Below are 25862 nucleotides of genomic sequence, written 5' to 3'. Positions count from 1 at the left end.
GCCGGGGCTCAGGAGAAGTCGAGCGCGGTGCAGAGCCAGTGCTCGCGCCGCCGCTCGAAACGCGCCGCCACCGCACGCCCGCGCTCGCCGTACCGCAGGTGTACTCCGCACTCGACGACGGAGTCGGTGACGAAGCAGGCGTGGACGCTGTGGATCCGCGGGCGCACCTGCTGGACGCGGCCGAGCCCGGGCTGGTGCCCGCCCGCGAGTGCCACCAGCTGCGCGCGGCGCCGCAGGTCGGCGTAGACATCGCCGGAGGTCCAGCGCACCACCTGCGAGGAGGGGCGGTCGCCGGCGACGATCTCCACGGCCGCCTGGACGTACCGGCGGGCCCACGACTCGATGGCGCGCCGCATCCGCTGGTCGATCGGGACCACCGCGGCGCCCGGTCGGGTCGGCGCCACCGGCGGCGGTGCCTCGCGCGGCACCAGGTCGAGGGCGAGCGCTCCCTGGGTCTCGGCGATCGGGACCGGCAGCAGGATCCGGTCGCCGAACCTCCCGCGTGCGGGGTCGGTGCTGACGGGCACGGGCGTGACGGACATGGGCGTGACGGACATGCGGCCTCCCGGGTCAGGGTGCGGTGGTGCCGGGCAGGCGGAGCTCCTGCCCGGGGTGGATCAGATCGGGATCGCTCCCGACCACGTCGCGGTTGCGCGCGTGCAATCGGGCCACGTACGCCGCCACCTCGCCGTCCCGGGCGCCGACGCCGAGGCGGGCCTGCGCGAGGCTCCAGAGGCAGTCGCCGTCGGTGACCCGGACGGTCGGCCGGAGCCCGCCGACGGGACGGTCGGGCAGCGGCAGCCCGTCCAGCACGCGCGACGCGGCCGGCTCGGGCGGGGCCGTCGGTGCGGCCGGCTCGGCCGGCCGGTCGGTCGGCCCTGCCGCGGTCGCCGTCCCGGCCCCGGCGACGACGGCGAGGCCGCACAGCGCCAGCGCCAGCGAGCGGCCGGCGCCCCGTCCGGCGCCACCGGGCCCGGGGGCTCGCCCGGCCAGGGCAGGGAGCGCGACCAGCGTCGTCAGCAGCCACAGCCAGGCCGCGGCGAGCGTCGCCGTGACCGCGCATCCGGCGACGAGGAGGTCGACGAAGGTCGTGGGCGTCGGGTCGGGGGAGTGCGGGCGCCAGACGGCGGGTGCGGCGAGGAGGCCGGTGGCGCCGAGGGCGGCGGTCGCCGCGCACCATCCGGCCAGCACCCGCGGGCGGACCGCCATTGTGAGCATTCCCATACTCCAACCTTTGCGTTTGCGTTGGTTTGCCTGAGATTGGACTCGTTGAGCGAGCGTGTCAATCGGTCGTGCACAGGGGTCTAGCTCGGTTCCCCGAAGATGCCGACATGCAGTCGGTAAGGTTCCCGACATGATGTCGGTACAACCGTTCTCAGTCCGGTAGCCGCGATGTTCCTCGCGCTCCGAGAGCTCTCCTTCGCCCGCGGGCGGTTCGCCCTGATGGGCTCCGTGGTCGCGCTCATCGCGATCCTGATGGTCCTGCTCAGCGGCCTCTCCGTCGGCCTCGTCAACGACGGCGTCTCCGGCCTGCAGCGGCTGCCCGTCACGTCCCTGGCGTTCCAGGAGGACGTCAGCAAGGACGCCGCGTTCACCCGGAGCGTGGTCTCCCCGGACGCCGTCAAGACCTGGCAGGGCCAGCCGGGGGTGGAGGAGGCGGCGCCGCTCGGCGTCGCGCTCGCCAATGCCCGCACCGGCAGCGGCGTCGAGATCGACCTCGCGCTGTTCGGTGTGGAGGTCGGCTCCTTCCTCGACCCCACGCCGACCGAGGGCGACGCGATCTCGGGTGCGCACGACCTGGTGGTCAGCCCCACCGCGATCGAGAGCGGCGTCGAGATCGGCGACACCGTCGTGCTCGAGCCGTCCGGCACCGAGCTCCACGTCGTCGGCGAGCTCGGCGAGCAGAACACCTTCGGACACGTCGACGTCGGCTACCTCCCGCTCGCCACCTGGCAGGAGATCCACGCGGGGATCCGGCCCGGCGACGCCGTGCCGGACCACGTCTACGACGAGATCACGGCCGTCGGCGTGGGCTCGACCGATGGCGGGTCCGTGGACCTGGCCGCCGGCGACGGCGCGGCGGGGACCACGTCGATGACCCTGAAGCAGTCCTACAACGCCTCGCCCGGCTACACGGCCGAGACCTCGACGCTGATGATGATCCAGGTCTTCCTGTACGCGATCTCAGCGCTCGTGGTCGGCGCCTTCTTCACCGTGCTGACGATCCAGCGGCGTCAGGAGATCGCCGTGCTGCGGGCGATGGGCGCCAGTACGTCGTACCTGCTGCGCGACAGCCTCCTGCAGTCGCTGCTGCTGCTGATCGCCTCCGCCGGGGTCGGCGTCGGGATCGGGCTCGGCGCCGGTGCGGCGATCTCGTCCACCCCGATGCCGTTCGCGCTCGAGGCGGGGCCGATCGCCCTCGCCACCGCCGTGCTGATCCTGCTCGGCGTGGCCGGGGCCGGCGTCGCCGTCCTCCGGATCACCCGGGTCGACCCGCTCGCCGCCCTGGGAGGCAGCCGATGACCGCGACCGTTCGCCCCGTGCTCTCCCTCGCCGACGTCACCCTCCTGCACGGCGACGGCGAGGAGACCGTCACCGCCCTGGACCACGTCGACCTCGACGTCGCGGCCGGCGAGCTGGTCGCGGTCGTCGGTCCCTCGGGCTCCGGCAAGTCGAGCCTGCTCGCCGTCGCCGGCGCGCTCACCACGCCGACCTCCGGCAGGGTGCGGATCGGCGGTGAGGACCTGACGACCGCCGGCCGGCGCCAGCTCACCGCGCTGCGCCGCCAGAGGATCGGTTACGTCTTCCAGAGCGGCAACCTGGTCCCGGCGCTGACCGCCGTCGACCAGGTGCGGCTGCCGCTCACGTTCGGCAAGGTCGCCGAGCCGCGCGATCCGCTCGCGCTCCTGGCCGAGGTCGGCATGGACCACAAGGCCGATCGTCGCCCGCACCAGCTCTCCGGCGGCGAGCGCCAGCGGGTGGGCATCGCCCGCGCGCTGGTGACCCGCCCGGAGCTGCTGCTGGTCGACGAGCCCACCGCCGCCCTGGACCGGCAGCGCAGCCAGGACGTGGTCGCGCTGCTCGCCCGCGAGACGCGCGAGCACGGCGTGGCGACGGTGATGGTCACCCACGACCACGACGTACTGCATCATTGCGATCGGGTGTTGGAGATGATCGACGGCCGCCTGGCGGCGATGGCGACCTGACGCGGCACCCGGTGACCACCGACCGGGAAGGAGGGCCTGAGTGCCCCGCATCGACGCACCGACGGTGGCGGAGCACCACGCCCGCCAACGTCGGGCCCTCCTGGACGCTGCCCGGGCGCTGCTCGCGGAGACCGAGGACGTGCCGTCGATGGCGGCCGTCGGCGCCCGGGCGAAGCTGGCGAGGACCAGCGTCTACCAGTACTTCGCCTCGGCCGACGAGCTGCTCGCGGCGGTGGTGGCCGACGTCTTCCCGGACTGGTCCGGCCAGGTGCGGGCGCGGGTCGCGGCCGAGCAGACGCCGGCGCTGCGGGTCTGGGCCTACGTGGAGGCCACCGTGGACCTCTTCTCGAGCAGGGAGCAGGTACTGGCGCGGACGCTGACCCGGGTGGTCGGCCCCGAGGTGCTGCGCGGGCCGATGCAGGAGTTCCACGCGGGCCTGCAGGTGCCGCTGCGCGAGGCCCTGGCCGACCTGGGGGAGTCCGAGCCCGACCCGATGGCTGCCCTGGTCGACGCCGTGATCGTGCGCGCCGCGCAGGAGATCGGCCACCCCGGAGCCGGCGGCGCTCCCCGCGAGGTGGTGCTGTCGCGGGTGCGTCGGCTGCTGGGTGGCTACCTCGGCCTGGAGGCCTGACCGAGCCCGCGACACGGCCCCTCGACTGCGGGAATCCGGCGCAGTCTGCGATGGTGGACCCATGGGTTGGGAGGACGATCTCTTCGCGCTGTTCGACGACCTCGAGCACCAGGCGGGTTCCCTCGCCGCGGCCGACCGGGATGCCGAGATCGCCGACCGGAGCCGGGCGGAGTACCAGCAGGTCTCCCTCTCCGGACGACTGATGGCCACCGTCGGTGGCGAGGTGACGCTGGGCGTCGTCGGCGTCGGTCACCTCGCCGGGACCCTGCAGCGGGTCTCCGACGGCTGGCTCCTGGTCTCCTCCGGCGACCATGACTGGGTGGTCAACGCCGACGCGGTGGCGTCGGTGGAGGGCGCCTCGGTCCGGGCCATCCCGGACCTGGCCTGGTCGCCGCTGTCCCGGCTGGGGCTGGGCTCGGCGCTGCGTCGGCTGGCCGATGTCGGCGAGCGCTGCGTGCTGCACCTGCGCGACGGGAGCCGGTACGACGGCACGGTGCGCCGCGTGGGCAAGGACTTCTGCGAGGTCGCGGCCGGCGAGGATCGGCGAATGGTCCTGGTCGCGTTCTCCGCGCTCGCCGCGGCGCAGAGCGGCGGCTGACCCGCCGACTTGGGCGTTGTGGCGGGCCCGCTTGGGCGTTGTGGCGGCCCACAGCGCCGCCACAAACCCCACGTCGGGCCGCCACAAACCCCACGTCGGGCCGTTAGGTGGCCTCGTCGTCGAACGGCGGCCGCTCACCCGCGGGCAGTGTCTCCGCGACCCGCACCGCGGGCCCGGCCCCGTTGCCCTCGTCGTCGGCCATCGCCTCCGTGATGTGCTTGCGCACGATCTGCCGGGGGTCGAGGTCACGCAGCTCCAGGTCGGCGTACTCGGGCCCGAGCTCGGCACGCAGCTCGTCGCGCGCGCTGTCGGCGAAGCGACGCACCTGGCGCACCAGCTGACCCGCCTGGCGGGCGAGGCCGGGGAGCCGGTCCGGCCCGAAGACCACGACGGCGACGAAGGCGATGACGAGAAGCTCGCCGAAGCCGATGCCGAACACGTCCCTGCCCCCTCGGTCCTCTGCCTGGGACCGGCTCAGAACCGGTTGCTCGGGGTCAGGCCGAGCTGCATCCCGGCCAGCCCGCGGCCACGCCCGCCGAGGCGCTCGGCGATCGCGGAGAGCGCGACGGCGCCCGGTGCGGCGGGGTCGGCGTCGACGATCGGCTTGCCGGCGTCGCCGCCCTCGCGCAGCGCGAGGTCCAACGGGATCCGCCCGAGCAGCGGCACGTCGTAGCCGAAGCGCGCCGAGAGCGTCTCCGCGACCCGGTCGCCGCCGCCGGTGCCGAACACCTCGAGGCGGTGGTCCGTGCCCTCCTCGGCGCAGTGGGGGCAGGGCAGGTAGCTCATGTTCTCGACCACGCCGACGACGCGCTGGTGCATCATCGAGGCCATCGTGCCGGCGCGCTCGGCCACCTCGGCGGCGGCCTCCTGCGGCGTGGTCACCACGACCACCTCCGCGCCGGGCAGGTGCTGGCCCATCGAGATCGCGATGTCGCCGGTGCCCGGGGGCAGGTCCAGCAGCAGCACGTCGAGGTCGCCCCAGTAGACGTCGGCCAGCATCTGCACCAGTGCTCGGTCGAGCATCGGTCCGCGCCAGGCGACGACCTGGTCGCGTCGCGGCTTGAGCATGCCGATCGAGATCACCGAGACGCCCGAGGGGGTCGGCACGGGCATGATCAGGTCATCGACCTGGGTCGGTCGGGCGTCGGCGACGCCGAGCATCGCCGGCACCGAGTGGCCGTAGATGTCGGCGTCGACCAGGCCCACCTTGCGCCCGGCCTTGGCCAGCGCGATCGCCAGGTTCACGGTGACCGAGGACTTGCCGACGCCGCCCTTGCCGGAGGCGATCGCGAAGACCTTGGTCAGCGACCCGGGCTGGGCGAACGGGATCTCCCGCTGCGCCTGGCCGCCGCGCAGCTGCTCGTGCAGGCCGGAGCGCTGCTCGGCGCTCATCACGCCGAGGTCGATCCGCACGTCGCTGACGCCGTCCAGCCCGTGCACCGCGGCCGTGACGTCCCGGTTGATGGTGTCCTTGAGCGGGCACCCGGCGACCGTCAGCAGCACGCGCACGTCGACGACGCCGTCCTCGCCCACCACGACCGACTCGACCATGCCGAGGTCGGTGATCGGTCGCTTGATCTCGGGGTCGTTGACGGTCGCCAGCGCGGCGGTGACCTGCTCGACGGAGGGGACGGCGTGGGACGTACTCACGCCCCAGAGTCTAGGCAGTGCCTGGCGAACGTCCGTCGGCGCCGTCGCCGTGAGACGTGGCACCCCGGGCCCGGTCGGCCTCCGTCCTGTGCTCGGCGCGCAGCTCGGCGCGCTCGTCCAGCTCGGCGAGCAGCGACTTGAGCTCGGAGCGCAGGTAGTCCCGGGTGGCCATCTCGCCCACGGACATCCGCAGCGAGGCGACCTCCCTGGCCAGGAACTCCATGTCGGCGTGCGCCCGAGCGTCGGCCTGCCGGTCCTGCTCGGCGATCACCCGATCCCTGGCCTCCTGGCGGTTCTGCGCGAGCAGGATCAGGGGTGCGGCGTACGACGCCTGGAGGCTCAGCATGAGCGTCAGGAAGATGTAGGGGTAGTCGTCCCAGCGGGCCTCACCCGGCGCGAGCGCGTTCCAGCCGATCCAGATCGCGACGAAGACCGTCATCCACAGCAGGAACGTCGCGGTGCCCATGAACCGGGCGAACTGCTCGGCGAACACCCCGAACGCGTCGGAGTTGTAGGAGGGGCGGCGGACCAGCTGGCGGTGGGCGGCGGTCGGGGTGTCGAGCCGCTCCGCGCGGCGCGTCTCAGACACGGCGGGACTCCTCTCGCGGCTGCCGCTCGCGCCAGTTGGCGGGCAGCATGTGGTCGAGCAGGTCGTCGACGGCGACGGCCCCGAGCAGGCGGCCGTTCTCGTCGACCACCGGAGCGGCCACCATGTTGTAGGTGGCCAGGTGGGCGGCGACCTCATCGATGGTCGCCTCCGGGGGGAGAGGCTCCAGCGACTCGTCGAGCGCCCCGGCCACCAGGGTCGACGGGGGCTCGCGCAGCAGGCGCTGGATGTGGGCGATGCCGATCAGCTTGCCGGTGGGCGGCTCCAGCGGCGGCCGGCACACGTACACCATCGCGGCCAGCGACGGCGTCAGGTCCGGGTTGCGCACGTGGGCGAGGGCGTCCGCGACGGTCGCGTCGGGCCCGAGGATCACGGGCTCGGGCGTCATCATCGCGCCGGCGGTGTTCTCGACGTACATCATCAGCCGCCGGACGTCCTCGGCCTCCTCGGGCTCCATCAGCCGGAGCAGGATCTCCTGCGTCTCCGGCGGCAGGTCGGCGACGAGGTCGGCGGCGTCGTCGGCCGACATCTCCTCGAGCACGTCGGCGGCGCGCTCGGAGTCCAGGCCCTCCAGGATCTCGACCTGGTCCTCCTCGGGCAGCTCCTCGAGCACGTCGGCGAGCCGCTCGTCGTCCAGCGCGAGCGCCACCGCGGTACGACGCTCGGGAGGAAGGTCGTGCAGGATGCTCGCCGCGTCGGCGGGGCGCATGTCGTTGAGCGCGGCGACCAGGTGCGTGGCGCCCTGGTGCTCGTCGCGCCCGGCCAGGCCCTGCACCTCGTTCCACTCCACGACGTGGGTCTGCCCGCGACGCCGGAAGCCCTTGCTGGGCTCGCGCACCGCGACCCGGCTCAGCACCCAGTCGCGGGTGCGGGAGCGCTCCATCGCCACGTCGTAGACCGATCCGGTGATCTGGCTGCCGGTGATGGTGACGGTGCGGTCGAGCATCTGGCCGATCACCAGCGTCTCGGTGGTCCGCTGCTCGAAGCGGCGCATGTTGAGCAGCCCGGTGGTGTACACCTGCCCGCTGTCGATGTTGGTGACCCGCGTCATCGGCACGAAGATCCGCCGTCGCCCGAAGACCTCCGCGACCAGACCCAGGACCCGGGGCTGCGCGCCCTCGGTGCGCAGGGTCACCACGACGTCGCGGACCTTGCCGACCTGGTCGCCCTGGGGGTCGAAGATCGGAAGGCCCACCAGCCGGGCGACGTAGACACGCGACGGGGTGGCACTCACAGCCCGAACGGTATCGGGTGGGTGGCTCGGGGGTCGGCAGCCGCGACGGGTGCGGACCACCTCGCCACCGTGTCGTGGTGCGGCTGCGACCCGGCGGGCGGAGCGCGTCGGTTATCGTGGCGCCGCGGTGCGGCGGGACCAGCAAGGTCGGCGGACCGCGTTCACCGGACGGGTCGAGGAGGTCGTGGGCCGTGGCGTCACAGGCGTACGGCGGCGTTCTCCCCGCCGTCCCGAACCGCCTCGCCCGGCGGCTCGGCGCCCGGGTGACCGTCCGCGGGGTCGACGAGGCGGGCATCGCGCTGACGGTGCGCGGCCCGGATCGCGCCCTGGACGTGCTCTTCGACGGCCGCCGGATCTGGTCGTTCTGGGCGGTCCGCGACACGACGCCGGCGGGCGGGCTCCGCCGGTTCGTCGCGTGGCCCGAGCGCATGCGGCGCTTCCTGGACGGCGCGGCACGGGTGAGCGTGGTCGACCACGTCGCCGACGAGTGCCTGCACGATCGGGAGCTGACGTTCGGTGCCGGCGAGGGCCGCGTCGCCTTCGTGAGCAGCAAGGGCGTCGAGGTGAGCCTCGACAAGTCCGGGCGGTTCAGCCCCACGTTCTCGGGCCGCTCCGAGGACCAGCGGGCTCCGCTGCTGGACGCGATGGAGCAGGTCGTCGCGGTCCTCGCCGAGGCCGACGTGGTGGCGTTCCCGGCCTGGGGGACACTGCTGGGCGCGGTGCGCGAGCAGGACCTGATCGGGCACGACTCCGACGCGGACCTGGGCTACCTCTCCCGGGGGAGCACGCCGGTCGACGTCGCGCGGGAGTCGTTCGCGCTCCAGCGGCTGCTCAACCGGCGCGGCTTCGAGACCTACCGCTACAGCGGCGCCGCCTTCCGGATCCAGGTCGTCGAGAGCGACGGCTCGCGCCGCGGCCTGGACCTGTTCGCCGGATTCTTCGACCAGGGGCGGTTCTACCTGATGGGGGAGGTCGGCACCGACTTCCGCGAGGAGTGGCTGGTCCCGTACACGACCTGCCGCATCGCCGGCCGCGAGTTCCCCGCCCCCGCGCGTCCCGAGAAGGTCCTCGAGGCCTCCTACGGCCCCGGGTGGCGGACGCCGGACCCCGCCTTCCAGTTCAGCACGCCGCCGGACGTCGCGGCCCGCCTCGACGCGTGGTTCCGCGGCACGGCGCCGTACCGCGGCGACTGGGAGCGCGAGCTGGCGGGACGCCCGCCCGGTGCCCGGCGCCCGTCGTCCCTGGCCCGCTGGCTGCACCGGAACGAGCCGCCCGGGACGCGGGTGCTCGAGGTCGGCATCGGCGACGGCCGCGACCTGGCCTGGCTGGCCGCGCAGGGGCGCTCGGTGGTCGGCTACGACTACGTCGCGCGGGCCGGTCGCGCGGCGCAGCGTCGCGCCGAGCGGCGCGGGCACGACCTCACGCTGCGGCCGCTGAACCTGACCGAGCTGCGGTCCGTCCTCGGCGCGGGCGCCCGGGTCAGCCGCGAGCCGGGACCGACGGCGATGCTGGCCCGGCACGTGCTGGACGCGACCAGCGCGTCGGGCCGGGCCAACCTCTGCCGCTTCGCCTCGATGGCGCTGCGCGGCGGCGGGCGACTCTATGCTGAGTTCCGGACCGGTCCCGGTGACGGTGCTGGTCAGGGCGGCCCCGGTCAGCACCCGGTGCCGGCCGCGGAGGTCGAGGCGCTGGTGACGGAGGCCGGGGGCACGGTGCTCTCGGTCGAGGAGGTGCTCCCGATCGGGGACGACACCGAGGCGGAGCCGGCCGGCGAGCGGCGCGGCGTCGTGCGAGTGATTGCGGAGTGGACATGATGGGTTGGGCGTCGGCGAAGAGGGTGCGAGCGCTCGAGGAGGAGGTCGATCGGCTGCGCGCCGAGATCGCCGAGCTGCGGCGTCACCACCTCCGGTTGGCCGAGCTGACCGACGTGGTCACCGAGCTCGTCGTACCGTTGGCGAGCCGCGACCAGGAGCGCATCGACCGGGCGATCGACGCCTTCAACGAGAGCCTGTGATGGCCGACCGGGTCTACCTGCACATCGGACTGCCCAAGACGGCGACCACCTACCTGCAGACCATCTGCTGGGCCTCGCGCGACCAGATGCGCGCCGAGGGCGTCCTGCTGCCCGGCCAGGAGCGTCGCGACCACCTGTGGGCCAGCCGCGTCGTCCGGGAGGAGCCGTCGGTCGCACGCAAGCGGCCCCGCGAGCGCACGGCGTGGCAGCGGCTGCGTGCCGAGCTGGCGGAGTGGTCGGGCACCGGCCTGGTCTCCCACGAGTTCTTCGCCGCGGCCAGCGCGGACCAGGCACGGGCCATGGTCGAGGAGCTCGCGCCGGCCGAGGTGCACCTGGTGGTGACCGCCCGCGAGCCCCTGGGACTGTTCACGGCGAGCTGGCAGGAGAGCCTCAAGAACCGCAACACGACGCCGCTGGCGGAGTACGGCCGCGACGTGTCCGACAGCCCCAGCGACATCTGGAACTGGCGCACGCTCGACCTGCGGCTGGTGCTCGAGCGGTGGTCGCAGGCCGTCCCCGCGGAGCGGATCCACGTGCTGCCCCTGGACCGGAGCGCGCCCCGTGACGACATCTGGCACCGCTTCGCCGGTCTGATCGGACTCACCAGCGACGCCTACGACACCTCGATGTCGTTCCCCAACGAGTCGATGGGCGTGGTCGAGGCCGAGGTGCTGCGGCGGGTCAACCGGAACCTGGACGGCTTCACCAAGGCCTTCGACAAGGGCGTCTACATCCGGTCCTTCCTCGCCGACGAGCGGCTGGTGCCGCGCCGGGGGGAGCCGTTCTGGCCGCGGCCCGACCAGGTCGAGGACTGCCGCGAGCGCGGCGAGGCCGCGGTCGCCTTCGTCGAGCAGGGTGGCTTCGACGTGGTGGGCAGCCTCGAGAACCTGCGGGTGCCCGCGACGCTGCCGCCCCGCCGTACGCCGGAGACGGTGACCGAGGCGGAGGTCGCCGACGCCGCGACCGAGCTCGTCGCGGTGCTGCTGGGGGACGTGCGGGCGCTGCGCACCCGTCAGCAGGCGGAGGCGACCGGCGAGGAGCCGAAGGTCAGTCGCCGGCGATGGTGGCCGTCGCGGAGATGAACGGGTGGTCGGTGATCCGGCGCTTGATCGTCGAGTCGTCCAACCAGTTGTTGCTGAACGTCACCCCGGAGGTGGCGACCACCCAGTCCACCGGCATCCGGGCCGGCGGGCGACAGCCGCCGGAGGTGCTCCCGCCCGCCGAGGCGACCATTCCGGTCGGCGCCACCACGCGGCAGAAGAACGGCGCGCGGTCGTTCATGTCGCCGGTCAGCACCACGGGGTGACCTGTCGCCTTGAGGCGGTTCACCTCGCTGACGAGGCGGGTGAAGGTGCCCATCCTCGTGGCGGTCTGGCTGCCGCTGTGGCCGGACGGCGGGTGGGCGTTGACGAAGTAGATCTCGCGGCCGGACTCGCGGTGGCGCAGCAGCAGGATCGGCTGCGCCCGGGTGCCGATGCCGTTGGACATCTGGAACGTCGAGCCGCTGACGAACTCGAAGACGCCGGGGTCGTAGATGATCGAGTTGACCCGGTCCAGCGAGTTGGTGCCGCTGCCGGGGAAGATCGCGTAGCCGGTGCCGCGGGTGAGCGACGCGATCTGGTCGGGCTGAGCCTCCTGGAGACCCACGACGGAGGCGCCGTGCGCCTTGATCCGCTCGATCGTGCCCGGCATCCTCGCCGCCCAGCCGGGCCACCCGGCGCCCTTGTCGCCGCCGGGGCCGGTGTGCTGGGACCCCAGGATGTTGAAGGTGCCGACGCGCACGCTGAGCGGCCCGATCACCGGGTCGATACCGCCCGCCGAGACGCTGCGGGCGAGGCGTCGGATCCGGCGCAGCTCCTGCTGGCTCTGAGCAGGCTCGGCGGACGCGGTGACCCGTCGGTCGGCGGGCTTCTTCGTGCCCTTCTCCGTGCCCTTCTTCGGGTCGCCCTCCGTGCCCTTCTTGCCCGCGGTGCCGGCGGTGGTCGCCTCCTCGGTCGAGCTGGACCCGGTGGCGGTGGTCGCGGCGCTGCTGGCCGCCGCCGGACCGTCGGGCAGCTCGCTCGAGACGTCGGCGGCCACCGTGCTGGGCTCGCCGAGGTTGAGAGCCAATACGAGCAGGAGGGCGCCGATCACGCAGATGCCGATCACCGGCACGACCTCGCGGAACGATAGGCCGCGCCGCGCTCGCCGCCGGCGACTTCCCCGCGGCTCGGTAGGCCTGCTCATGCGGTTCATCGTAACGGGGCCACCGGCCGAGCACCGCGTTGGCGACGAACCGGGAGACGGCTCGCTCGTGCGTGACCCGTCAGCCGGTCTGGGGGCGTTGGGCGATGACGCCGTACCAGCCCAGTCCCCGGTAGGTCTCGTAGCCGGGCGTCTGCGCGTAGCCGACGACCTCGCCGCTGCGCGCGGTGAAGGAGCCGCCGGTGCCGCCGCCGGCGCCGGTCAGGTCGAAGCGCTCGGTGAGGATGCCGCGGCCGTCGGAGGAGGCGAGCACCCGGTGGTCGGCGTCGACGAGCATCACCCGGGTGCGGTCGCGCTCCTCGGCGCTGAACCGGATCCCGGTCACGATGTCGTGCGCCTGCGGCGCGAAGTCGAAGAAGATGCCCAGCGCCCCGATCACCTCGCCGCGCTCCTGACCGCCGGCCCGGACCGCGGTCGCGTACGTCGCCACGGTCGCGCCGGCCAGGGCCGGGTTGGTGGTGACGTCGTCGACGACGTAGTCGGCGCCGGACGACGTCGCGACGGCGTTGCGGAACCACGGCTCGTGGGACACGTCGGTACCCACCACGGAGGCGAACCGCTCCGGGCGGCCGTGGGCGATCACCCGGCCGTGGACGTCGGTGACCCACAGGTCGAGGTAGACGGTGTAGGAGGAGAGGATGACGCCGAGGCGCTGCGCGGCGTACGCCGCGGCGCGCGCCGCCTCGGCGCCGTCGGACCCGGCGCCGGCGGCCTCGCAGGCGTCCACGATCGCGGAGTCGGTGGCCCACCACCGCACGTCGCACGAGCGCTCGTAGAGGTTGCGGTCGATCAGCTCGACCGCGTTGAGCGCGAGGTCGGCGAGCCGGGAGCCGCGCACCTGCTGGACCAGGTCGGCGCCGAGGGAGGCGAGCTCGTCCACCAGGGGAGCGAGCTGCTGGTTGAGCGTCGAGGAGAGGTGGTGGACGGTGTCCGCGACCGCTCCGACCTCCTTGGCGACCACGCCGAACCCGGCGCCGGCGGCCCCGGCCCGACCGGCCTCGATGTCGGCGTTGATGGCGAGGATCTTGGTGGTCGCGGCGACGCCGGCGACCTCCCGGAGGCGGGCCTTGGTCAGTGCCGAGACCTCTTCGGCGATGCGAACCACGCGCTCGGGCATCCGTTGCCGCCTTCCTCCGGACATCGGTGGCGGTGCCACCGGACCAACGATGGCGACCGTTCGTCCGGTGATGACGGCGGCGCCCTGCTGGGGCTCATCGTGGGGCATGCGGCACCGGCCGTGACAAATGTTTCGGGCACTCGCGGCCCGGCGACCCGGGCCGACGGCGGCGGCCATAACTACACCGATGTAGTTACTCAGAACGACTTGCCGTGGGACGTATGTGACTGTTGGGATCATTGTTGATCACGGTGGACGTGGGGGGAATCGCGGTGAACGCCGTGGGGGACGAGAGGACACAACGCATGACGGTCGACGGCCTTGCTGGAGCGTCAACCAGCCGACTGCGGGCAGCCACCGTGGCGCTCGTCGCGCTGGTGGCGAGCGCTGCCATCGCCGCGCCGGGAGGCCCGGTCATCGACGCGTCCCAGGACGCGGTGAGCCTGGTCGACGGCGACGTCATGGCGGCCGTCGGGGCGACCGAGCAGCCGATCACCTTCGTCCAGGCGAACATCAACAAGGACATGCGCGTGGCCAAGTTCGACAAGGACCTGGTCAAGGTCTTCGCCGAGCGGCCCGACATCATCACCTTCAACGAGGTCCACAACCGCGACTCGGCCAAGCTGGCGCCGGAGGGCTACGAGATCTTCCGCACTCCGGGGCCGCGCACCGGCTGGGCGCCGGTGGTCTGGCGGACCGACGCGTGGACCGCGATCGACCAGGGGACCTGGAAGATCAGCGGCAAGCCGAAGAAGCTGCGCAACACGCCGGGGATGACCGGCGTCCGTTACGCGAACTGGGTCACGCTGACCAACGCCGAGGGCCAGGTCCTGTCGGTGATCAGCGCGCACATCGCGCCCAACTCCAGGGACACCGCGGGCCTGCTGGTCCCCTCGCTCAAGCGGCTGGCCACCCTCGCCACCGAGCTGGGCGCCGCCGGACCGGTGGTCCTCGGCGGCGACTTCAACATGGGCCTGCGGAGCTCTCGGTACAAGCCGCGCTACCTGACGGAGGCCGGCCTGACCTCGACGTACGACGTGCTCGGGACCTCGTTCCCCACGCACAGGGGTGGCGGCACCATCGACTACGTCTTCCTCGGACCGACCAGCGAGTTCGAGGTCGACGAGCACTACCCGGTGCTGCTGAAGTCCGACCACCGGATGATCGTGGCGCACCTGCGCCTGCGCTCGTCCGCGGCCGAGCCGCCGGCGGACCCCGGGTCCGACCCGGACACGGACTCGGAGACGCAGGAGAAGCCCGCGGTCAGCTTCTCGCCGGGCAAGGTCACGACCACGCCGCGCGGCTCCGCTGCGGAGCGCACGGTGGTCCGCCGGATGCAGCTCAAGGCCATCCGCGCCACGCCGGCCGGCGCCGCGATCCACGTCGCCAGCGACAGGATCCGTGGCCGGGTCCTGCTCGACGCGCTGATGAAGGCCAAGGAGCGCGGCGCTCACGTCACGGTGATCACCGCCGAGAAGAGGCTGAACGCCCGGCAGCAGGCGCTGCGGGCCATGCTCGGGACCAAGAAGTCGGCCTCCGACTACTTCGTGATCAGGAAGCGCGCCTGGCGGTCCTCCGGACGCGGCGTGGCGAAGCTGGACCCGACGGTGCTGCTGATCAGTCAGGCGGGCGCGACGCCGGCCTACGGCATGGTGGCCACCAGCAACATGGGGCGGGCGCCGCTGACGAAGCGCTACCGCAAGCGGACGAAGGCCACCATCAGCACTGACGGCGGCACCTACGACACGCTCTACCGCGCCTACCTGGCGGTGATCGGGCGGGGCTACTGAGCCGGTCCGCGCTCGGGTGCCGGGAGGTGGGTCACCAGGCGGCGCGAAGCCGGGCGACGCGCGCCCGCCAGCCGGGTGCGGCCGGCTCGGCGGCCGGTGGCTGAGCCGGCTGCACCGGCTCGGCGGCCGCCTCGGCGCGGGCGTGCATCCGGTCGACGAGCATGTCGGCCAGTGCCTTCGTGGCGACGCCGGCCACCGCCTCGTCGGGCACCTCGAGGTCGTCGGTGGCGAAGTGCCGGGCCTGGGGGAGGAGGTCGTCGAGGTCGCCGGCAACGGCGTAGCCGCCGGCCTTGATGGCGTCGATGAACTCGTGCGAGATGTGCGTGACCCACTCCTGCCGCGCGGCAGGGAGGCGGATCGGCGTGCCCTCGTCACCGCCGAGCACCTGGACCGCGAAGTACCGCTTGCCGAGGTCCCCGTAGACGTCGCGACGCTTGACCTCGTCGGGGAGCAGTGCGTTCACGCGACGCAGCACCTCGGCCTGCTCGGCCCGCAGGCCGCGGTTGCCGCGGCTCCGTTCGTCCACCGTGAGGCCGTCGGCGGAGATCCCGAGGACGCCGCAGAAGCGGTCGAGCAGCAGCTGCGGGTCCGATCCGGAGGGCGGCACCGTGACCACCGTGATCCGGTCGGCCGGGACGAAACGGTTCCAGCGCGCCAGGATCGTCGGCACGTCCATCGTGCGCCAGGGCGTCGCGTTGGTGCCCACGCTCGCCTCGAGCCGCCGGGCGAACTCGTCCAGCGTCTGCGAGCGGCTGCCCTGCAGCGTCTGCTGCCAGGCCGAGGGGATCAGCCGGCCGAGGTCCCGGACGGTCACGATCACCCGCACGTCGCGACCCTCGGTGGCGGCCAGCAGCCGCTCCACCTGGGGTCGCGTCGCTGCCGAGAGCGCCTCCTGGGTGATCAGCGCGGCCCCCGGAGCCTCCTCGAGCAGGCGGGGCAGCCGCTCCAGCGCGTGCGCGACCGACGGCGGGTCGATCTCGGGGTTGTAGCGGTCCCGGACGTCGAGGGCGAGCCGGAACATCGCGAGCTTGCTGCCCGGGACGAGGCTCAGGCCCTGGCTGGCCAGCTCCGGCACCGAGTCCCAGAAGATCCGCTGCAGGTACGACGTACCGGTCTTCTGGAGCCCGATGTGGATGAAGAGGGGGCGCTGGTCCACTGGACTCAGTCGAGCTCGATCTTCGCGTACGGGTCGATCTCGCCGTTCGCGATCCGTCGCTCGGCACCACCGGTCAGCACCGACGACTCCGGGTAGTTCCGGTACCAGTAGTCGATGTGGTTCTGGTAGCGCTTGGTCAGCTTCGCCTTGTTGAAGAAGTAGGAGTAGGTCTCGTCCGAGACGAGGCCCAGCTGCGAGGTGTTGGCGGAGCCCGAGACCATCCAGTAGGCGCTGGTGTCCCTGCCGATCACGCCGTTGACCGTGTACACCTTGAGGTGGAAGTAGCGGTCGAACACGCCGTCGCCGTCGAAGTCCTGGGCGAAGTGCTTCTTCGGCACCGGGCCGCGGGCGCCACCGTCGTTGAGCAGGCGGAACACGTCCTTGCCCATCACGGTGTAGCCGATCTTGACGTCGCAACCCTCACGCCACAGCCGGCGGAGCTGGGTGGCCACGGTCATGCCGCGCTTGCCGCGGATGACGTCGGGGGCGGTCCGGATGATGGTGCGGCCGTTCGCGTTGCCGGCACCGCCGGTCGCGCCCGTGCACCTGACCTTCTTCAGCGTCGCCATCAGTCGGTCGTTCCGCTTCGACCTCGGGTCCGAGGGGGACCAGGCGAGCACGGCGGAGCCGTCGCTCGTCCTGATCTCGCGCCACGGGCTCTTGCGCGGCTTGTCCTGGTAGGCCTGGTCGAACATCTTCACCGCGAAGTCGTAGATCCGCTTCTGGCCGACGAAGGTGTACATGTCGTTCCACTGCAGGTTGGCGGCCGCGTCGCCCCAGTTCGCCGAGCCGTGCATGTAGACGTAGCGGGATGCGCCGGACTTGCTGAACAGCATGAACTTGGAGTGCGCGGCGCCGCCCTTGCCGCGGCAGGAGTGGTCGCACAGGATCGCGCCGCTGCGCTTGGCGGGCTTGCGTCCCTTGTTGCCGGCCTGCAGGCCGCGCTTGAGGCGCCAGAAGTGGGGGTTGTCCTCCACGACCGTGTTCTTCTTGTCCATGATCGCGTGCACCACGACGCCGCGCTTCTGCGCGTTCAGCAGCGCCGTCACGCCGGCCCTGGTCCAGATCTTCCAGCTGAAGATCCGGATCTGGGAGCCGCGCCTGGTGTTGCTGATGGCGCGGTTCACCTTGCTGATGATCGCCCGCTTGGTGGCGGTGTTGCCGACCGGGCTGTTGAAGGTGACCCCGGACTTGACCCGGAACTTCTGCCGGGCCGCGACGCGGGCGGCGCCCTCGGTGACGCCCAGCTCCGCGGTCGCGCCGGGCGCGGCCTGCGCCGTACCGGCCGCCGCGCTGCTGCCCTGCGGGGCGAGCAGGAGACCGATGAGGACCGTCGAGATCAGGACGAGCGACAGTGAGTGTCGGACACGAGACACGCTTTACCCCAAGGCTTCCGAGACGTCATGGACGGGATGTCGCCGTCACCCTACCTTTGGCGATGAAGGCGGGCCCAAACTGAGGTAGTGGGCCGCGCTGGCCGCAGAGGGTCAGGCGAGGCAGGCGTAGATCATCTTCTTGTAGGCGGGGTCGTCCTTGAGCCCGTCCGCCGCGAACCCGATCACGTTACCGCGCAGCGCCCAGTAGTGGTCGTCGTAGGTCACCACGCGCTGGCCCGACGAGCACTCGATGATCGTGGGCTCGACCGCGGCTCCTTCCGCCGCGCAGCCGCCGTACTCGGAGGGCAGGTCCGCGCCCTCCTGCCAGACGGCCGAGCAGTCGGGCAGGGTCGCGTCGTCGCCGGCGCCCGTGGACTCGGTGGACTCGGTGGTCGGCTCGGCGACGGGATCGGTCGCGGCCGTGTCGTCGCCGCCGCAGCCGGCCAGGGCCACCAGGGCAGCCGGGACGGCGAGGGCGACCAGGGCTGAGGACCGACGAGCGCTGCGCATGCGACCAGTCTAGGTCGCGGGCCCGTGGCCAGCGGTCGTTTCCCGGGTGGGTCGCTCAGCCGCGGCGGAAGAGACGCGACGCGCGGGGCTCCCCGTCGGGCCGGGTGCGACCCTCGCGCGCGGGCGCCTGGAACGCGGCCTTGGGCTCCTCGCGCAGCAGCGCCGCCCGCTCGGCGAGCGTGCGCCGCTGCTCGTCGGTGAGGCCCCCGGTCGCCGCGGTGCCGCGCAGCGGGTCGTGCTCGACGAGGAGGCCGAGGTCCCCGAGGGCCTCCACGTCGTCGGCGATGGTGAGCGCGTAGATGCGGCGCAGGTACTTCTCGCGGACCTGCTCGGGCAGGTCGCTGGTGACCAGGGACTTGAGGGCGCGCGCGGAGGGCTGGCGGGACGCCCGGTAGCGGGCCGGTCCGGCCGAGGCCAGGGCCGCCCACTTCCGGATGAACTCGGTCTCGGTCGGAGCGTCGTAGTGCAGGACGCGGAAGCCGTCGTGCTCGTGCCCGGCGTGGCGGGCCCCGTCGGCGGAGATCGCGTCGTGGAGGGAGAACGAGAGGGGGGAGGAGACCCGGATGGCCGACTTGCCCATCACGTGGCCGTGGAAGTAGGCCTGGTTGGTCGCCTCGTCGATCACGCCCAGGACCTGGAGCAGGTTGAGCTCGTCGTCGTCGAGGAGGCGCTTGAACTGGGTGCTGCGCTCGGTGGCGCCGGTCCTGGCCAGCGCCTCGAGCGTCGCCAGGCGGAGGACCTCGACGTCCGCAGGCACCGCGGCCAGGGCGTCCCGGTCCATCAGGGCCACCTCGTCGCCGTCGATGTGCACCAGCCAGGCGTCGGCGCCCAGGGGGGCCAGCAGCTGGTGGGCCCAGTTCGCGTTGATCTCCTGGCGCGTGTTCAGGCTGGCCGGCCGCTCGCCCAGCCACCAGCCGGGGCCGCCGGCGCGCACGCAGGTGACCTGGGGATGCTGCTCGAGGTAGTCGGCCACCTCGGGCTGGCCGGGCGCCCGGGGCGCGTCGAGGAAGACGACCAGGTGGTCCACGCCGGAGGCCAGGTTGGCCTCGACGAAGAACCGAACGTTCGCGGCCTCGTCCTTGATCGTGGAGGCCGTGATCAGCATGCGGCAAACCCTAGGGCATCGTGGCCCGCGGATCCCTCGGGCGCCCGGCCCTCGGCCGCACGCGGGCGGGCCGCTACTCATCGGTAGGATCGACGCGTTCGCGACCAGAAGGAGAAGCCCATGGCACGCCTGTGTGAGACCGACGGACTGAGTGAGGATCAGAAGGAGATCCTCAAGGCGGTCCGCGTGTTCGTCGAGGAGCAGATCATCCCGGTCGCCCAGGAGCTCGAGCACGCCGACGAGTACCCGACCGAGATCATCGAGGGGCTCAAGGAGCTCGGCGTCTTCGGGCTGATGATCCCCGAGGAGTACGGCGGTCTCGGCGAGTCGCTGCTCACCTACGCGCTCTGCGTGGAGGAGATCGCTCGCGGCTGGATGAGCGTCTCCGGCGTGATCAACACCCACTTCATCGTCGCCTACATGCTGATGCAGCACGGCACCGAGGAGCAGAAGCAGAAGTACCTGCCGCGGATGGCCGTCGGCGAGGTGCGCGGCGCGTTCTCGATGTCCGAGCCCGGGCTCGGCTCCGACGTCTCGGCGGTCGCCACCAAGGCCACCCGGCTCGAGGACGGCTCCTACTCCATCACCGGCCAGAAGATGTGGCTGACCAACGGCGCCTCATCGACGCTCGTCGCGCTGCTGACCAAGACCGACGAGGGCTCGGACTCGGTCTACAAGAACATGACGACCTTCCTCGTCGAGAAGGAAGCCGGCTTCGGGGAGACCGCCCAGGGCGTCACGGTGCCGGGCAAGATCGACAAGATGGGCTACAAGGGCGTCGAGACGACCGAGCTCATCCTCGAGGACCACCGGATCTCCGCGGACCAGATCCTCGGCGGCGAGCCGGGCAAGGGCTTCTTCCACATGATGGACGGCGTCGAGGTCGGCCGGGTCAACGTCGCCGCCCGTGCCTGCGGCCTGGCCTGGCGCGGCTTCGAGCTGGGCATCGCCTACGCCCAGCAGCGCAAGACCTTTGGCAAGAAGATCGCCGACCACCAGGCGGTGCTGTTCCGGATCGCCGAGATGGCCACCAAGGTCGAGACCGCGCACACGATGATGGTCCGCGCCGCCCGCCTCAAGGACACCGGCCGCCGGATGGACGTCGAGGCCGGCATGGCCAAGATGGTGGCCTCGGAGTACGCCAACGAGGTGGTCGAGGACTCGTTCCGGATCCACGGCGGCTACGGCTACTCCAAGGAGTACGAGATCGAGCGCCTGATGCGCGAGGTGAAGTTCATGCTGATCGGCGAGGGCACCTCGGACATCCAGAAGATGATCATCGGCCGTAGCCTGCTCAAGGAGTACCAGCAGCGTTGAGCAACGTCAGTCGGGAGGCAGCGGTGAGCGCCGCGGATCGCACGGTCTACATCCACGTCGGCACGCCGAAGAGCGGTACGACGTACCTGCAGCGCGCGCTCTCCAAGAACCGACGCCTCCTGCGGCGCAACGGGTACCTCTATCCGGGGCGCAACCCCGGTCACTTCGTCGAGGCGATGGGGCTGATCGGGCGCGGCTTCCGGGGCTACCTGCAGCCCGGTGCGCGCGAGGCGTGGGAGAAGCTCGTCGCCGACGTGAACGCCCACGACGGCCCGGCGCTGATCTCGCACGAGACGCTGGCCCCCGCGGGCGTGCGGACCATCCGCCGCGCCGTCGAGGCCTTCGTGGACCGCGAGGTGCGGGTCGTCGTGACCTGCCGCGACCTCGGGCGCCAGCTGCCCGCCGTGTGGCAGGAGGGCGTCAAGAACGGTGACACCGGGCGCTACGAGGAGTTCCTCGGCCACGCGCTCGACGCCTGGGACGGCGTGGACGCGAGCTCCAGGCTCTGGAGCTCCCAGAACGTCGCCTCGATCGCCCAGCGGTGGGGCTCGGTGGTCGGTCCCGACCGCGTCGCGCTGGTGACGGTCCCCGCCCCCGGAGGCGACCCCGACGGGCTCTGGAACCGGTTCGCGGCGGCGGTCGACCTGCCCGAGCTCGCCTACGCGCAGCCGAGCACGCCCGGCAACCCCTCGCTCGGCACGGTGGAGACGGAGTTCCTGCGCCGATTCAACCTGGGTCTGCCCGACCAGCTGGCGTGGCCCGACCGTGCGCGGCTGGTCAAGCGGCGCTTCGCCCAGCGTCAGCTGGTGAGGTACAGCTCGGGTGGCGCGCTGGGCGTGCCGGACGTGCACCACGAGCCCATCCGCCGGATCGCCGGGGAGATGGTCGAGGAGATCCGCCGACGCGGGTACGCCGTGCACGGCGACATCGACGACCTCACCCCGGCGTTCCGCCCCGGGGGGACGTTCCCGGACGAGGTCACCGACGCGCAGCTGCTCGAGCTGGCCATCGAGCTGCTGGTGCCGATGGTGCTCGGCGGCGCGACGGCGCGGCCGGAGGGATCCGCCGCGGCCCAGGGATCGGGCGCGACCGGCGGCTCGGGCGCCGACCGGGGGACCGGTGGGCGGCCGGCGAGGGCATCGCGGCAGCGGTCGCTGCTGTCCCGGCTGCGCTCCCGGGTCGGGGGCTGACCGGGCCCCGGAGGGGCAGGGATCCCGGGCGGGGTCGGGCGGAGCGCCGGTCAGCTGCCGGCGCCGGCACGCTCCCGGTCGATCTCGTCGATCAGCTCGACCCAGCGGTCCATGACGCTGCCGGTCTCGAAGCGGCGGGCGGAGGCGAGGGCGCCCGCCCCCAGCCGTGAGCGGAGATCGGCGTCGTCCATGACGCGGCGCAGCGCCTCGGTCAGCGCGGGCACGTCACCCTCCGGGACGAGCAACCCGTTCTCGCCGTCGGAGATGACCTGGCGGGGCCCCTCCGGGCAGTCGAAGGCAACGGGCGGCACGCCCTTGCTCATCGCCTCCAGCAGCACCATGCCCAGGCCCTCCCACCGCGACGACATGCCGAGGATCGAGGACGCCGCCAGCTCCTCCTCGAACCGGTCGGTGACGCCGGGGAGAAGGATGTGGTCGGTCAGCCCCAACGCCGCCACCTGTGCCGCGAGGTCGGCGGCCTGCTGGCCGTCGCCGTAGATCCGCAGCTGCCAGTCCGGGTGCGAGGCGGCCAGGGGAGCGAACGCGTCGATGAGGCGCTCGAAGCCCTTCTGTGACGTCATCCGGCCGGCCGCGACGATCACCTTGCTTGTCAGCGGGGCCGCGGGACCGATCGGGAACGGGTTCGGGTTGGGGATGGCCGCGGTCCGCACCGTCGGGTCGTCCAGGAACGCGCGCCAGCGCTCGAGGTCGGCCTCGGTCAGGGTCAGCAGCGCGTCGAGGCGTCGCGCTCCGTCGTCGCCGCGCGCGACAGAGCGCAGGCCGGCCCGCAGCGGGGCCGGGCGCGGCACGAACGAGAGGTGCTCCTGGTGGATGATGAGCGAGCGGGGGTCGGTCCACCGGGACGCCGCGATCGCGAACTCCGGCCGGGTGGTCACGACCGTGCTCGGCGGCAGCGCCGAGAGGTGCTCGCGCAGCAGCCCGTCGACGTACGCGGTGATCGTCTTGTGCGCGCCCGGCACCAGTGTCGACGGCTGACGGTCCAGCCGCCGGGTGGCCGGGTCGGCCTCGGGGTCGCGACGCGGCCTGCGCCGCTGCTGCGTCCCGCCCGCGGGCGGCCGCAGGTCCTGCAGGGCGACGATTCGCACCCGCGGGTCGAAGTCGAAGACCGGCTCGTCGGTCGGCCGCACGAGCGTGAGCACCGTGACCTCGTAGCCGCGCTGGGCCAGCACCGAGGCCTGGGTCGCCACGACGCGGGCGATGCCGCCTGCGTAGAAGGCCGAGGGAACCACGAAGGTGATCCGCCGCGTCCGCTCGGATCGGATGGGGCGAAGCACATCGCGGACCCTACCTCACCTCGCGGAGCGCCCCGGCGCCGACCGAGGGCGCTCCGGGCTGCCTCGCGGACGCCCGGGACGGGGCCAATACAGTGGCGCCATGGGTCACCGCGTCTTCCTGCACATCGGCGCGCCGAAGTCCGGGACCACCTACCTCCAGTCGCTGCTGTGGACCAACCGGGAGCACCTGCGTGCTCGCGGGCTGCTGTTCCCCGGGCGACGTCCCTTCGAGCAGAACCGGGCCTCGATCGAGGTGCGCTCGGGGCGGCACCTGCGGGGGGAGGCCGACGTCTGGCAGCGGTTCGTGCGCCGTTCCAGGCAGTTCGACGGGGACACGATCCTGAGCAACGAGTGGTACGTCGCGGCCTCACCGGAGCAGGTCGAGGGGATGGTCCGCGACCTCGGCGAGGATCGGGTGCACGTCGTCGTCACCGCACGCCACCTGCTGGCCCAGGTGCCGGCCGGGTGGCAGGAGGAGCTCAAGCTGGGCAGCGGGGCATCGCTCGACGCGTTCCTGGCGCAGCTGGACGACCCGACGGCGAAGTGGCGGTGGGGGGTGCTCGACCCCGCGGTCGGCGTCGAGCCCTGGGCCGCGGTGCTGCCACCCGAGCGCATCCACGTGGTGACGGTGCCGACGTCGGCCGCCGACCCGGAGCTGCTGTGGCGGCGATTCCTCGGCGTGACCGGCGCGGACGCCGCCGGCACCGACACCGGCGTCGCGCGGCGCAACGAGTCGCTGGGAGCGGAGTCCGCCCGGCTGCTGCAGGAGATCGGTCCCGACCTCCTCGCCGCCACCGATCCGGGGACGACACCGTGGAACGAGCGGTACCGCTGGATCCGGAACAAGGTCGCACACGAGGTGCTGGTCCCCCTGGGGGGCAGCCCGATCGGGCTGCGACCGGCCGATGCCGCCGCGATCCAGGAGCGCGCCGAGCAGAGCGTCGCCCGGATCTCGGCGGCGGGCTACGACCTGGTCGGAGATCCGCAGGACCTGCTCACGGCCCGGGTGCGCTCCGGGGCGGTGCACCCCGACGACGTCGACGTCCGCGAGGTGCTGCGCCGTGCCGGAGTGGTGAGCGGCGCGCTGCTGCGCGAGGTGCGGGCGGCGTCGACGGGATCATGACGCCGCTCCTGCGACGCTCGGAAGGCTGCCGGGATGCCGAGGAAGCCGGGCGGTGGTTGCTAGGATCCCGGCTCGCCAGGGCATCGCGTCGGGGATGTCAGACGGATGTGCAGTGCCCGATCGGAGGTCGCGGCGGATGAGGGCCGAGATCCTTGAAGAGGGCGTGCGGGTGCACGCGGACCCGGACCGGGTGGTCGACGTCTCGATGGACGGGCGGCGGATCTGGTCGTTCAGGACCGGCGTCGCCGGCCGGGAGGCGACCGTCGACGCCGACGGACTGCTGAGCGTGGCCTGGCCCGGTGCCCTCCGGCCGCTGCTGCGCGGGGTCACCGAGGCCGTCCTGACCGACGGCGGCGTCGAGGTGGCCCGTCGGGAGCTCCGGTTCCCGGGCTCCGAGGAGCGGACGCAGGTGGTCGACCGCGAGGGGCGACCGCTGGTGGTCGGACCCAACGGGAAGCTGATGCTCTCCTTCGGTGACCACCAGGAGACCGCCCAGGCCATGCTGGCGGCGGCGCGACGGGTGCTCGAGGTGATGGCCGACCAGGGCCTGGGAGGCTTCCTCGCCTACGGCACCCTGCTCGGCGCGGTCCGCGAGGGTGCGTTCATCGGGCACGACAACGACCTCGACCTGGGCTACGTCAGCGCCCACGCCCAACCGGTCGACGTGGTGGCGGAGTCGCTGCGGCTGCAGCACGCGCTGGCCCGCGCCGGGATGAGCACCGAGCGGTACAGCGGCGCGGGTCTGAAGATCTGGGTCACGGACGAGGGGGGCGTGCGGCGCGGCCTCGACGTCTTCGGCGGCTTCTGGCACGGCGACCGGCTGGCCTTCCTGGGCGAGCTGCTCACCCCGTTCGAGCGCGACTGGGTCGAGCCGCTCAGCACGGTGCAGCTCGAGGGTGAGACCTTCCCCGCCCCGGCCCGGCCGGAGAAGCTCCTCGAGGCGATGTACGGACCGGGCTGGCGGGTGCCGGACCCGACCTTCGTGTTCGAGCCCGGGACCGACGCGCGCGAATGGCTCAACCGCTGGTTCCGCGGGATTCGCTGGCACCGCAACGAGTGGGACGCCTGGTACGCCCCCGGCGCGAAGGACTCTCCGCTCCTGAAGCCCCACCAGCTCGCCCGGATCGTCCACGACGCCGAGCCCGGCGCGACCGTGGTCGACGTCGGCTGCGGTCGGGGCCGCGACGCCGTGTGGTTGGCCGAGCGGGGCCACCGCGTGGTCGCGCTGGACTACTCGGCGCCCGCCATGCGGTACCTGGCGCGCGAGTCCGCCGAGCAGGGCCTGCCGATCGACTTCCACTGCGCCAACCTGCTCGAGCTGCGGCACGCGCTCGTCTGGGGGGCGCGGATTGCGCGCATGGACGGCCCGCGGGTGATCATGGCGCGCCACGTCGTCAACGCCACCGTGCAGCGCGGTCGCGAGGGCCTGTGGCGGATGGCGTCGATGGGTCTGCGCGGGGGTGGCCGCCTCTACCTGGAGTTCCTGGGCTCCACGGAGCCACGGAAGCTGCCGAAGGTCGGCAAGCCGTTGGTCTGGGAGATCGACCCGGAGGTGCTGGCCGCGGAGGCGCGGCGACATGGTGGAGAGGTCCGGGAAGTGAGCTGGTTCGACATGAACTCCTTCGAGGTGCCGCCGCGGATGCCGGACTGGGATCCGGCCCCGCGCGCCTGTCGCATGGTGGTGGAGTTCTGATGAAGG

Annotated in this window: 25 protein-coding genes; 12 read left to right on the top strand and 13 right to left on the bottom strand. The window is 72.7% G+C overall.

The features are described from left to right. Window positions 1-8: 8 nt before the first annotated feature. Together E8D34_RS09830 and E8D34_RS09825 are read right to left on the bottom strand one after the other, a co-directional pair. Window positions 9-557, bottom strand: coding sequence for an Rv3235 family protein (locus E8D34_RS09830; protein WP_136594458.1), 549 nt, complete (start codon window positions 555-557; stop codon window positions 9-11). Window positions 558-570: 13 nt separating this feature from the next. Continuing rightward, window positions 571-1224, bottom strand: a complete 654-nt coding sequence (locus E8D34_RS09825) for a hypothetical protein (RefSeq protein WP_136594457.1) — start codon at window positions 1222-1224, stop codon at window positions 571-573. 168 nt (window positions 1225-1392) lie between these two features. Between E8D34_RS09825 and E8D34_RS09820 the strand changes: the two genes are divergently transcribed. From E8D34_RS09820 to E8D34_RS09805, 4 genes are all read left to right on the top strand, one after another. Beyond that, entirely contained in the window at window positions 1393-2523 is a 1131-nt protein-coding gene (locus E8D34_RS09820; protein ID WP_136594456.1) for an ABC transporter permease, read from the top strand. Further along, complete coding sequence (locus E8D34_RS09815) at window positions 2520-3206, top strand: ABC transporter ATP-binding protein (protein ID WP_136594455.1); 687 nt, start codon at window positions 2520-2522, stop codon at window positions 3204-3206. The genes E8D34_RS09820 and E8D34_RS09815 overlap by 4 nt, the downstream gene beginning before the upstream one ends. A 40-nt stretch (window positions 3207-3246) precedes the next feature. After that, a complete protein-coding gene (locus E8D34_RS09810) occupies window positions 3247-3837 on the top strand; it encodes a TetR family transcriptional regulator (RefSeq protein WP_136594454.1) in 591 nt (196 codons plus the stop codon). 61 nt (window positions 3838-3898) lie between these two features. Beyond that, the gene (locus E8D34_RS09805) at window positions 3899-4435 is read left to right on the top strand and encodes a hypothetical protein (RefSeq protein ID WP_136594453.1); all 537 of its coding nucleotides are present in this window, start codon (window positions 3899-3901) and stop codon (window positions 4433-4435) included. 103 nt (window positions 4436-4538) lie between these two features. Here E8D34_RS09805 and E8D34_RS09800 read toward each other — a convergent pair whose 3' ends face one another. The 4 genes from E8D34_RS09800 to E8D34_RS09785 are packed head-to-tail and all read right to left on the bottom strand — an operon-like array spanning window position 4539 to window position 7926. After that, window positions 4539-4874, bottom strand: a complete 336-nt coding sequence (locus E8D34_RS09800) for a sec-independent translocase (RefSeq protein ID WP_136594452.1) — start codon at window positions 4872-4874, stop codon at window positions 4539-4541. Window positions 4875-4909: 35 nt separating this feature from the next. Next, window positions 4910-6085 (bottom strand): P-loop NTPase, encoded by a 1176-nt coding sequence (locus E8D34_RS09795; RefSeq protein ID WP_136594451.1) that lies wholly within the window; start codon window positions 6083-6085, stop codon window positions 4910-4912. Window positions 6086-6095: 10 nt separating this feature from the next. Next, a complete protein-coding gene (locus E8D34_RS09790) occupies window positions 6096-6674 on the bottom strand; it encodes a DUF1003 domain-containing protein (RefSeq protein ID WP_168929387.1) in 579 nt (192 codons plus the stop codon). Then, a complete protein-coding gene (locus E8D34_RS09785) occupies window positions 6667-7926 on the bottom strand; it encodes a CBS domain-containing protein (RefSeq protein ID WP_168929391.1) in 1260 nt (419 codons plus the stop codon). Before E8D34_RS09785 ends, E8D34_RS09790 begins: the two co-directional genes overlap by 8 nt. Before the next feature lie 191 nt (window positions 7927-8117). Between E8D34_RS09785 and E8D34_RS09780 the strand changes: the two genes are divergently transcribed. From E8D34_RS09780 to E8D34_RS09770, 3 genes are read left to right on the top strand one after another with little or no spacing between them, the layout of a single operon-like run. After that, window positions 8118-9740: a class I SAM-dependent methyltransferase gene (locus E8D34_RS09780; RefSeq protein WP_136594448.1), complete on the top strand. Its 1623-nt coding sequence runs from the start codon at window positions 8118-8120 to the stop codon at window positions 9738-9740. After that, window positions 9737-9940 carry a DUF6752 domain-containing protein gene (locus E8D34_RS09775; protein WP_136594447.1) on the top strand — a complete coding sequence of 68 codons (204 nt, stop codon included), beginning with the start codon at window positions 9737-9739 and terminating at the stop codon, window positions 9938-9940. Before E8D34_RS09780 ends, E8D34_RS09775 begins: the two co-directional genes overlap by 4 nt. Beyond that, window positions 9940-11022 carry a hypothetical protein gene (locus tag E8D34_RS09770; protein WP_136594446.1) on the top strand — a complete coding sequence of 361 codons (1083 nt, stop codon included), beginning with the start codon at window positions 9940-9942 and terminating at the stop codon, window positions 11020-11022. Before E8D34_RS09775 ends, E8D34_RS09770 begins: the two co-directional genes overlap by 1 nt. Here E8D34_RS09770 and E8D34_RS09765 read toward each other — a convergent pair. Continuing rightward, the gene (locus tag E8D34_RS09765) at window positions 10988-12166 is read right to left on the bottom strand and encodes an endonuclease/exonuclease/phosphatase family protein (protein ID WP_136594445.1); all 1179 of its coding nucleotides are present in this window, start codon (window positions 12164-12166) and stop codon (window positions 10988-10990) included. The two genes, E8D34_RS09770 and E8D34_RS09765, sit on opposite strands and share 35 nt — an antisense overlap. A gap of 79 nt (window positions 12167-12245) precedes the next feature. Further along, on the bottom strand, window positions 12246-13301 hold the full coding sequence (locus E8D34_RS09760; RefSeq protein WP_136594444.1) for a cache domain-containing protein: 1056 nt from the start codon (window positions 13299-13301) through the stop codon (window positions 12246-12248). A gap of 305 nt (window positions 13302-13606) precedes the next feature. Here E8D34_RS09760 and E8D34_RS09755 point away from each other — a divergent pair, with 305 nt between their 5' ends. After that, window positions 13607-15091 (top strand): endonuclease/exonuclease/phosphatase family protein, encoded by a 1485-nt coding sequence (locus E8D34_RS09755; protein ID WP_136594443.1) that lies wholly within the window; start codon window positions 13607-13609, stop codon window positions 15089-15091. Between the two features lie 31 nt (window positions 15092-15122). Here E8D34_RS09755 and E8D34_RS09750 read toward each other — a convergent pair whose 3' ends face one another. The 4 genes from E8D34_RS09750 to E8D34_RS09735 form a co-directional block, all read right to left on the bottom strand. Continuing rightward, window positions 15123-16247: a hypothetical protein gene (locus E8D34_RS09750; protein ID WP_136594442.1), complete on the bottom strand. Its 1125-nt coding sequence runs from the start codon at window positions 16245-16247 to the stop codon at window positions 15123-15125. A 5-nt stretch (window positions 16248-16252) separates the two neighbouring features. Next, window positions 16253-17623 carry a phospholipase D-like domain-containing protein gene (locus E8D34_RS09745; RefSeq protein WP_136594441.1) on the bottom strand — a complete coding sequence of 457 codons (1371 nt, stop codon included), beginning with the start codon at window positions 17621-17623 and terminating at the stop codon, window positions 16253-16255. A gap of 111 nt (window positions 17624-17734) precedes the next feature. Beyond that, complete coding sequence (locus tag E8D34_RS09740) at window positions 17735-18133, bottom strand: hypothetical protein (protein ID WP_136594440.1); 399 nt, start codon at window positions 18131-18133, stop codon at window positions 17735-17737. 55 nt (window positions 18134-18188) lie between these two features. Next, on the bottom strand, window positions 18189-19238 hold the full coding sequence (locus tag E8D34_RS09735) for a glycosyltransferase family 2 protein (protein WP_136594439.1): 1050 nt from the start codon (window positions 19236-19238) through the stop codon (window positions 18189-18191). Between the two features lie 120 nt (window positions 19239-19358). Between E8D34_RS09735 and E8D34_RS09730 the strand changes: the two genes are divergently transcribed. Continuing rightward, the gene (locus E8D34_RS09730; RefSeq protein ID WP_136594438.1) at window positions 19359-20555 is read left to right on the top strand and encodes an acyl-CoA dehydrogenase family protein; all 1197 of its coding nucleotides are present in this window, start codon (window positions 19359-19361) and stop codon (window positions 20553-20555) included. 23 nt (window positions 20556-20578) lie between these two features. Continuing rightward, window positions 20579-21745 (top strand): hypothetical protein, encoded by a 1167-nt coding sequence (locus E8D34_RS21535; protein WP_136594437.1) that lies wholly within the window; start codon window positions 20579-20581, stop codon window positions 21743-21745. A gap of 50 nt (window positions 21746-21795) precedes the next feature. Here E8D34_RS21535 and E8D34_RS09720 read toward each other — a convergent pair whose 3' ends face one another. Then, the gene (locus E8D34_RS09720; RefSeq protein ID WP_136594436.1) at window positions 21796-23040 is read right to left on the bottom strand and encodes a glycosyltransferase family 4 protein; all 1245 of its coding nucleotides are present in this window, start codon (window positions 23038-23040) and stop codon (window positions 21796-21798) included. Window positions 23041-23140: 100 nt separating this feature from the next. Between E8D34_RS09720 and E8D34_RS09715 the strand changes: the two genes are divergently transcribed. Both E8D34_RS09715 and E8D34_RS09710 read left to right on the top strand, forming a co-directional pair. Continuing rightward, complete coding sequence (locus E8D34_RS09715; protein ID WP_136594435.1) at window positions 23141-24163, top strand: hypothetical protein; 1023 nt, start codon at window positions 23141-23143, stop codon at window positions 24161-24163. A 136-nt stretch (window positions 24164-24299) separates the two neighbouring features. Beyond that, window positions 24300-25856, top strand: a complete 1557-nt coding sequence (locus E8D34_RS09710; RefSeq protein ID WP_168929390.1) for a class I SAM-dependent methyltransferase — start codon at window positions 24300-24302, stop codon at window positions 25854-25856. Window positions 25857-25862 lie beyond the last annotated feature (6 nt).

The organism is Nocardioides sp. GY 10113, from assembly GCF_004919105.1.
GTDB lineage: Bacteria > Actinomycetota > Actinomycetes > Propionibacteriales > Nocardioidaceae > Nocardioides.
This window is presented reverse-complemented; position numbering and strand designations above follow the sequence as displayed.

Bases quoted from the DNA above. Each gene is read 5' to 3' on its own strand.
- E8D34_RS09755 (WP_136594443.1), top strand. From the start codon at position 13,607: ATGACGGTCGACGGCCTTGCTGGAGCGTCAACCAGCCGACTGCGGGCA.
- E8D34_RS09830 (WP_136594458.1), bottom strand. From the start codon at position 557: ATGTCCGTCACGCCCATGTCCGTCACGCCCGTGCCCGTCAGCACCGAC.
- E8D34_RS09730 (WP_136594438.1), top strand. From the start codon at position 19,359: ATGGCACGCCTGTGTGAGACCGACGGACTGAGTGAGGATCAGAAGGAG.
- E8D34_RS09715 (WP_136594435.1), top strand. From the start codon at position 23,141: ATGGGTCACCGCGTCTTCCTGCACATCGGCGCGCCGAAGTCCGGGACC.
- E8D34_RS09825 (WP_136594457.1), bottom strand. From the start codon at position 1,224: ATGGGAATGCTCACAATGGCGGTCCGCCCGCGGGTGCTGGCCGGATGG.
- E8D34_RS09765 (WP_136594445.1), bottom strand. From the start codon at position 12,166: ATGAGCAGGCCTACCGAGCCGCGGGGAAGTCGCCGGCGGCGAGCGCGG.
- E8D34_RS09710 (WP_168929390.1), top strand. From the start codon at position 24,300: ATGAGGGCCGAGATCCTTGAAGAGGGCGTGCGGGTGCACGCGGACCCG.
- E8D34_RS09770 (WP_136594446.1), top strand. From the start codon at position 9,940: ATGGCCGACCGGGTCTACCTGCACATCGGACTGCCCAAGACGGCGACC.
- E8D34_RS09740 (WP_136594440.1), bottom strand. From the start codon at position 18,133: ATGCGCAGCGCTCGTCGGTCCTCAGCCCTGGTCGCCCTCGCCGTCCCG.
- E8D34_RS09815 (WP_136594455.1), top strand. From the start codon at position 2,520: ATGACCGCGACCGTTCGCCCCGTGCTCTCCCTCGCCGACGTCACCCTC.
- E8D34_RS09820 (WP_136594456.1), top strand. From the start codon at position 1,393: ATGTTCCTCGCGCTCCGAGAGCTCTCCTTCGCCCGCGGGCGGTTCGCC.
- E8D34_RS09735 (WP_136594439.1), bottom strand. From the start codon at position 19,238: ATGCTGATCACGGCCTCCACGATCAAGGACGAGGCCGCGAACGTTCGG.
- E8D34_RS09775 (WP_136594447.1), top strand. From the start codon at position 9,737: ATGATGGGTTGGGCGTCGGCGAAGAGGGTGCGAGCGCTCGAGGAGGAG.
- E8D34_RS09760 (WP_136594444.1), bottom strand. From the start codon at position 13,301: ATGCCCGAGCGCGTGGTTCGCATCGCCGAAGAGGTCTCGGCACTGACC.
- E8D34_RS09805 (WP_136594453.1), top strand. From the start codon at position 3,899: ATGGGTTGGGAGGACGATCTCTTCGCGCTGTTCGACGACCTCGAGCAC.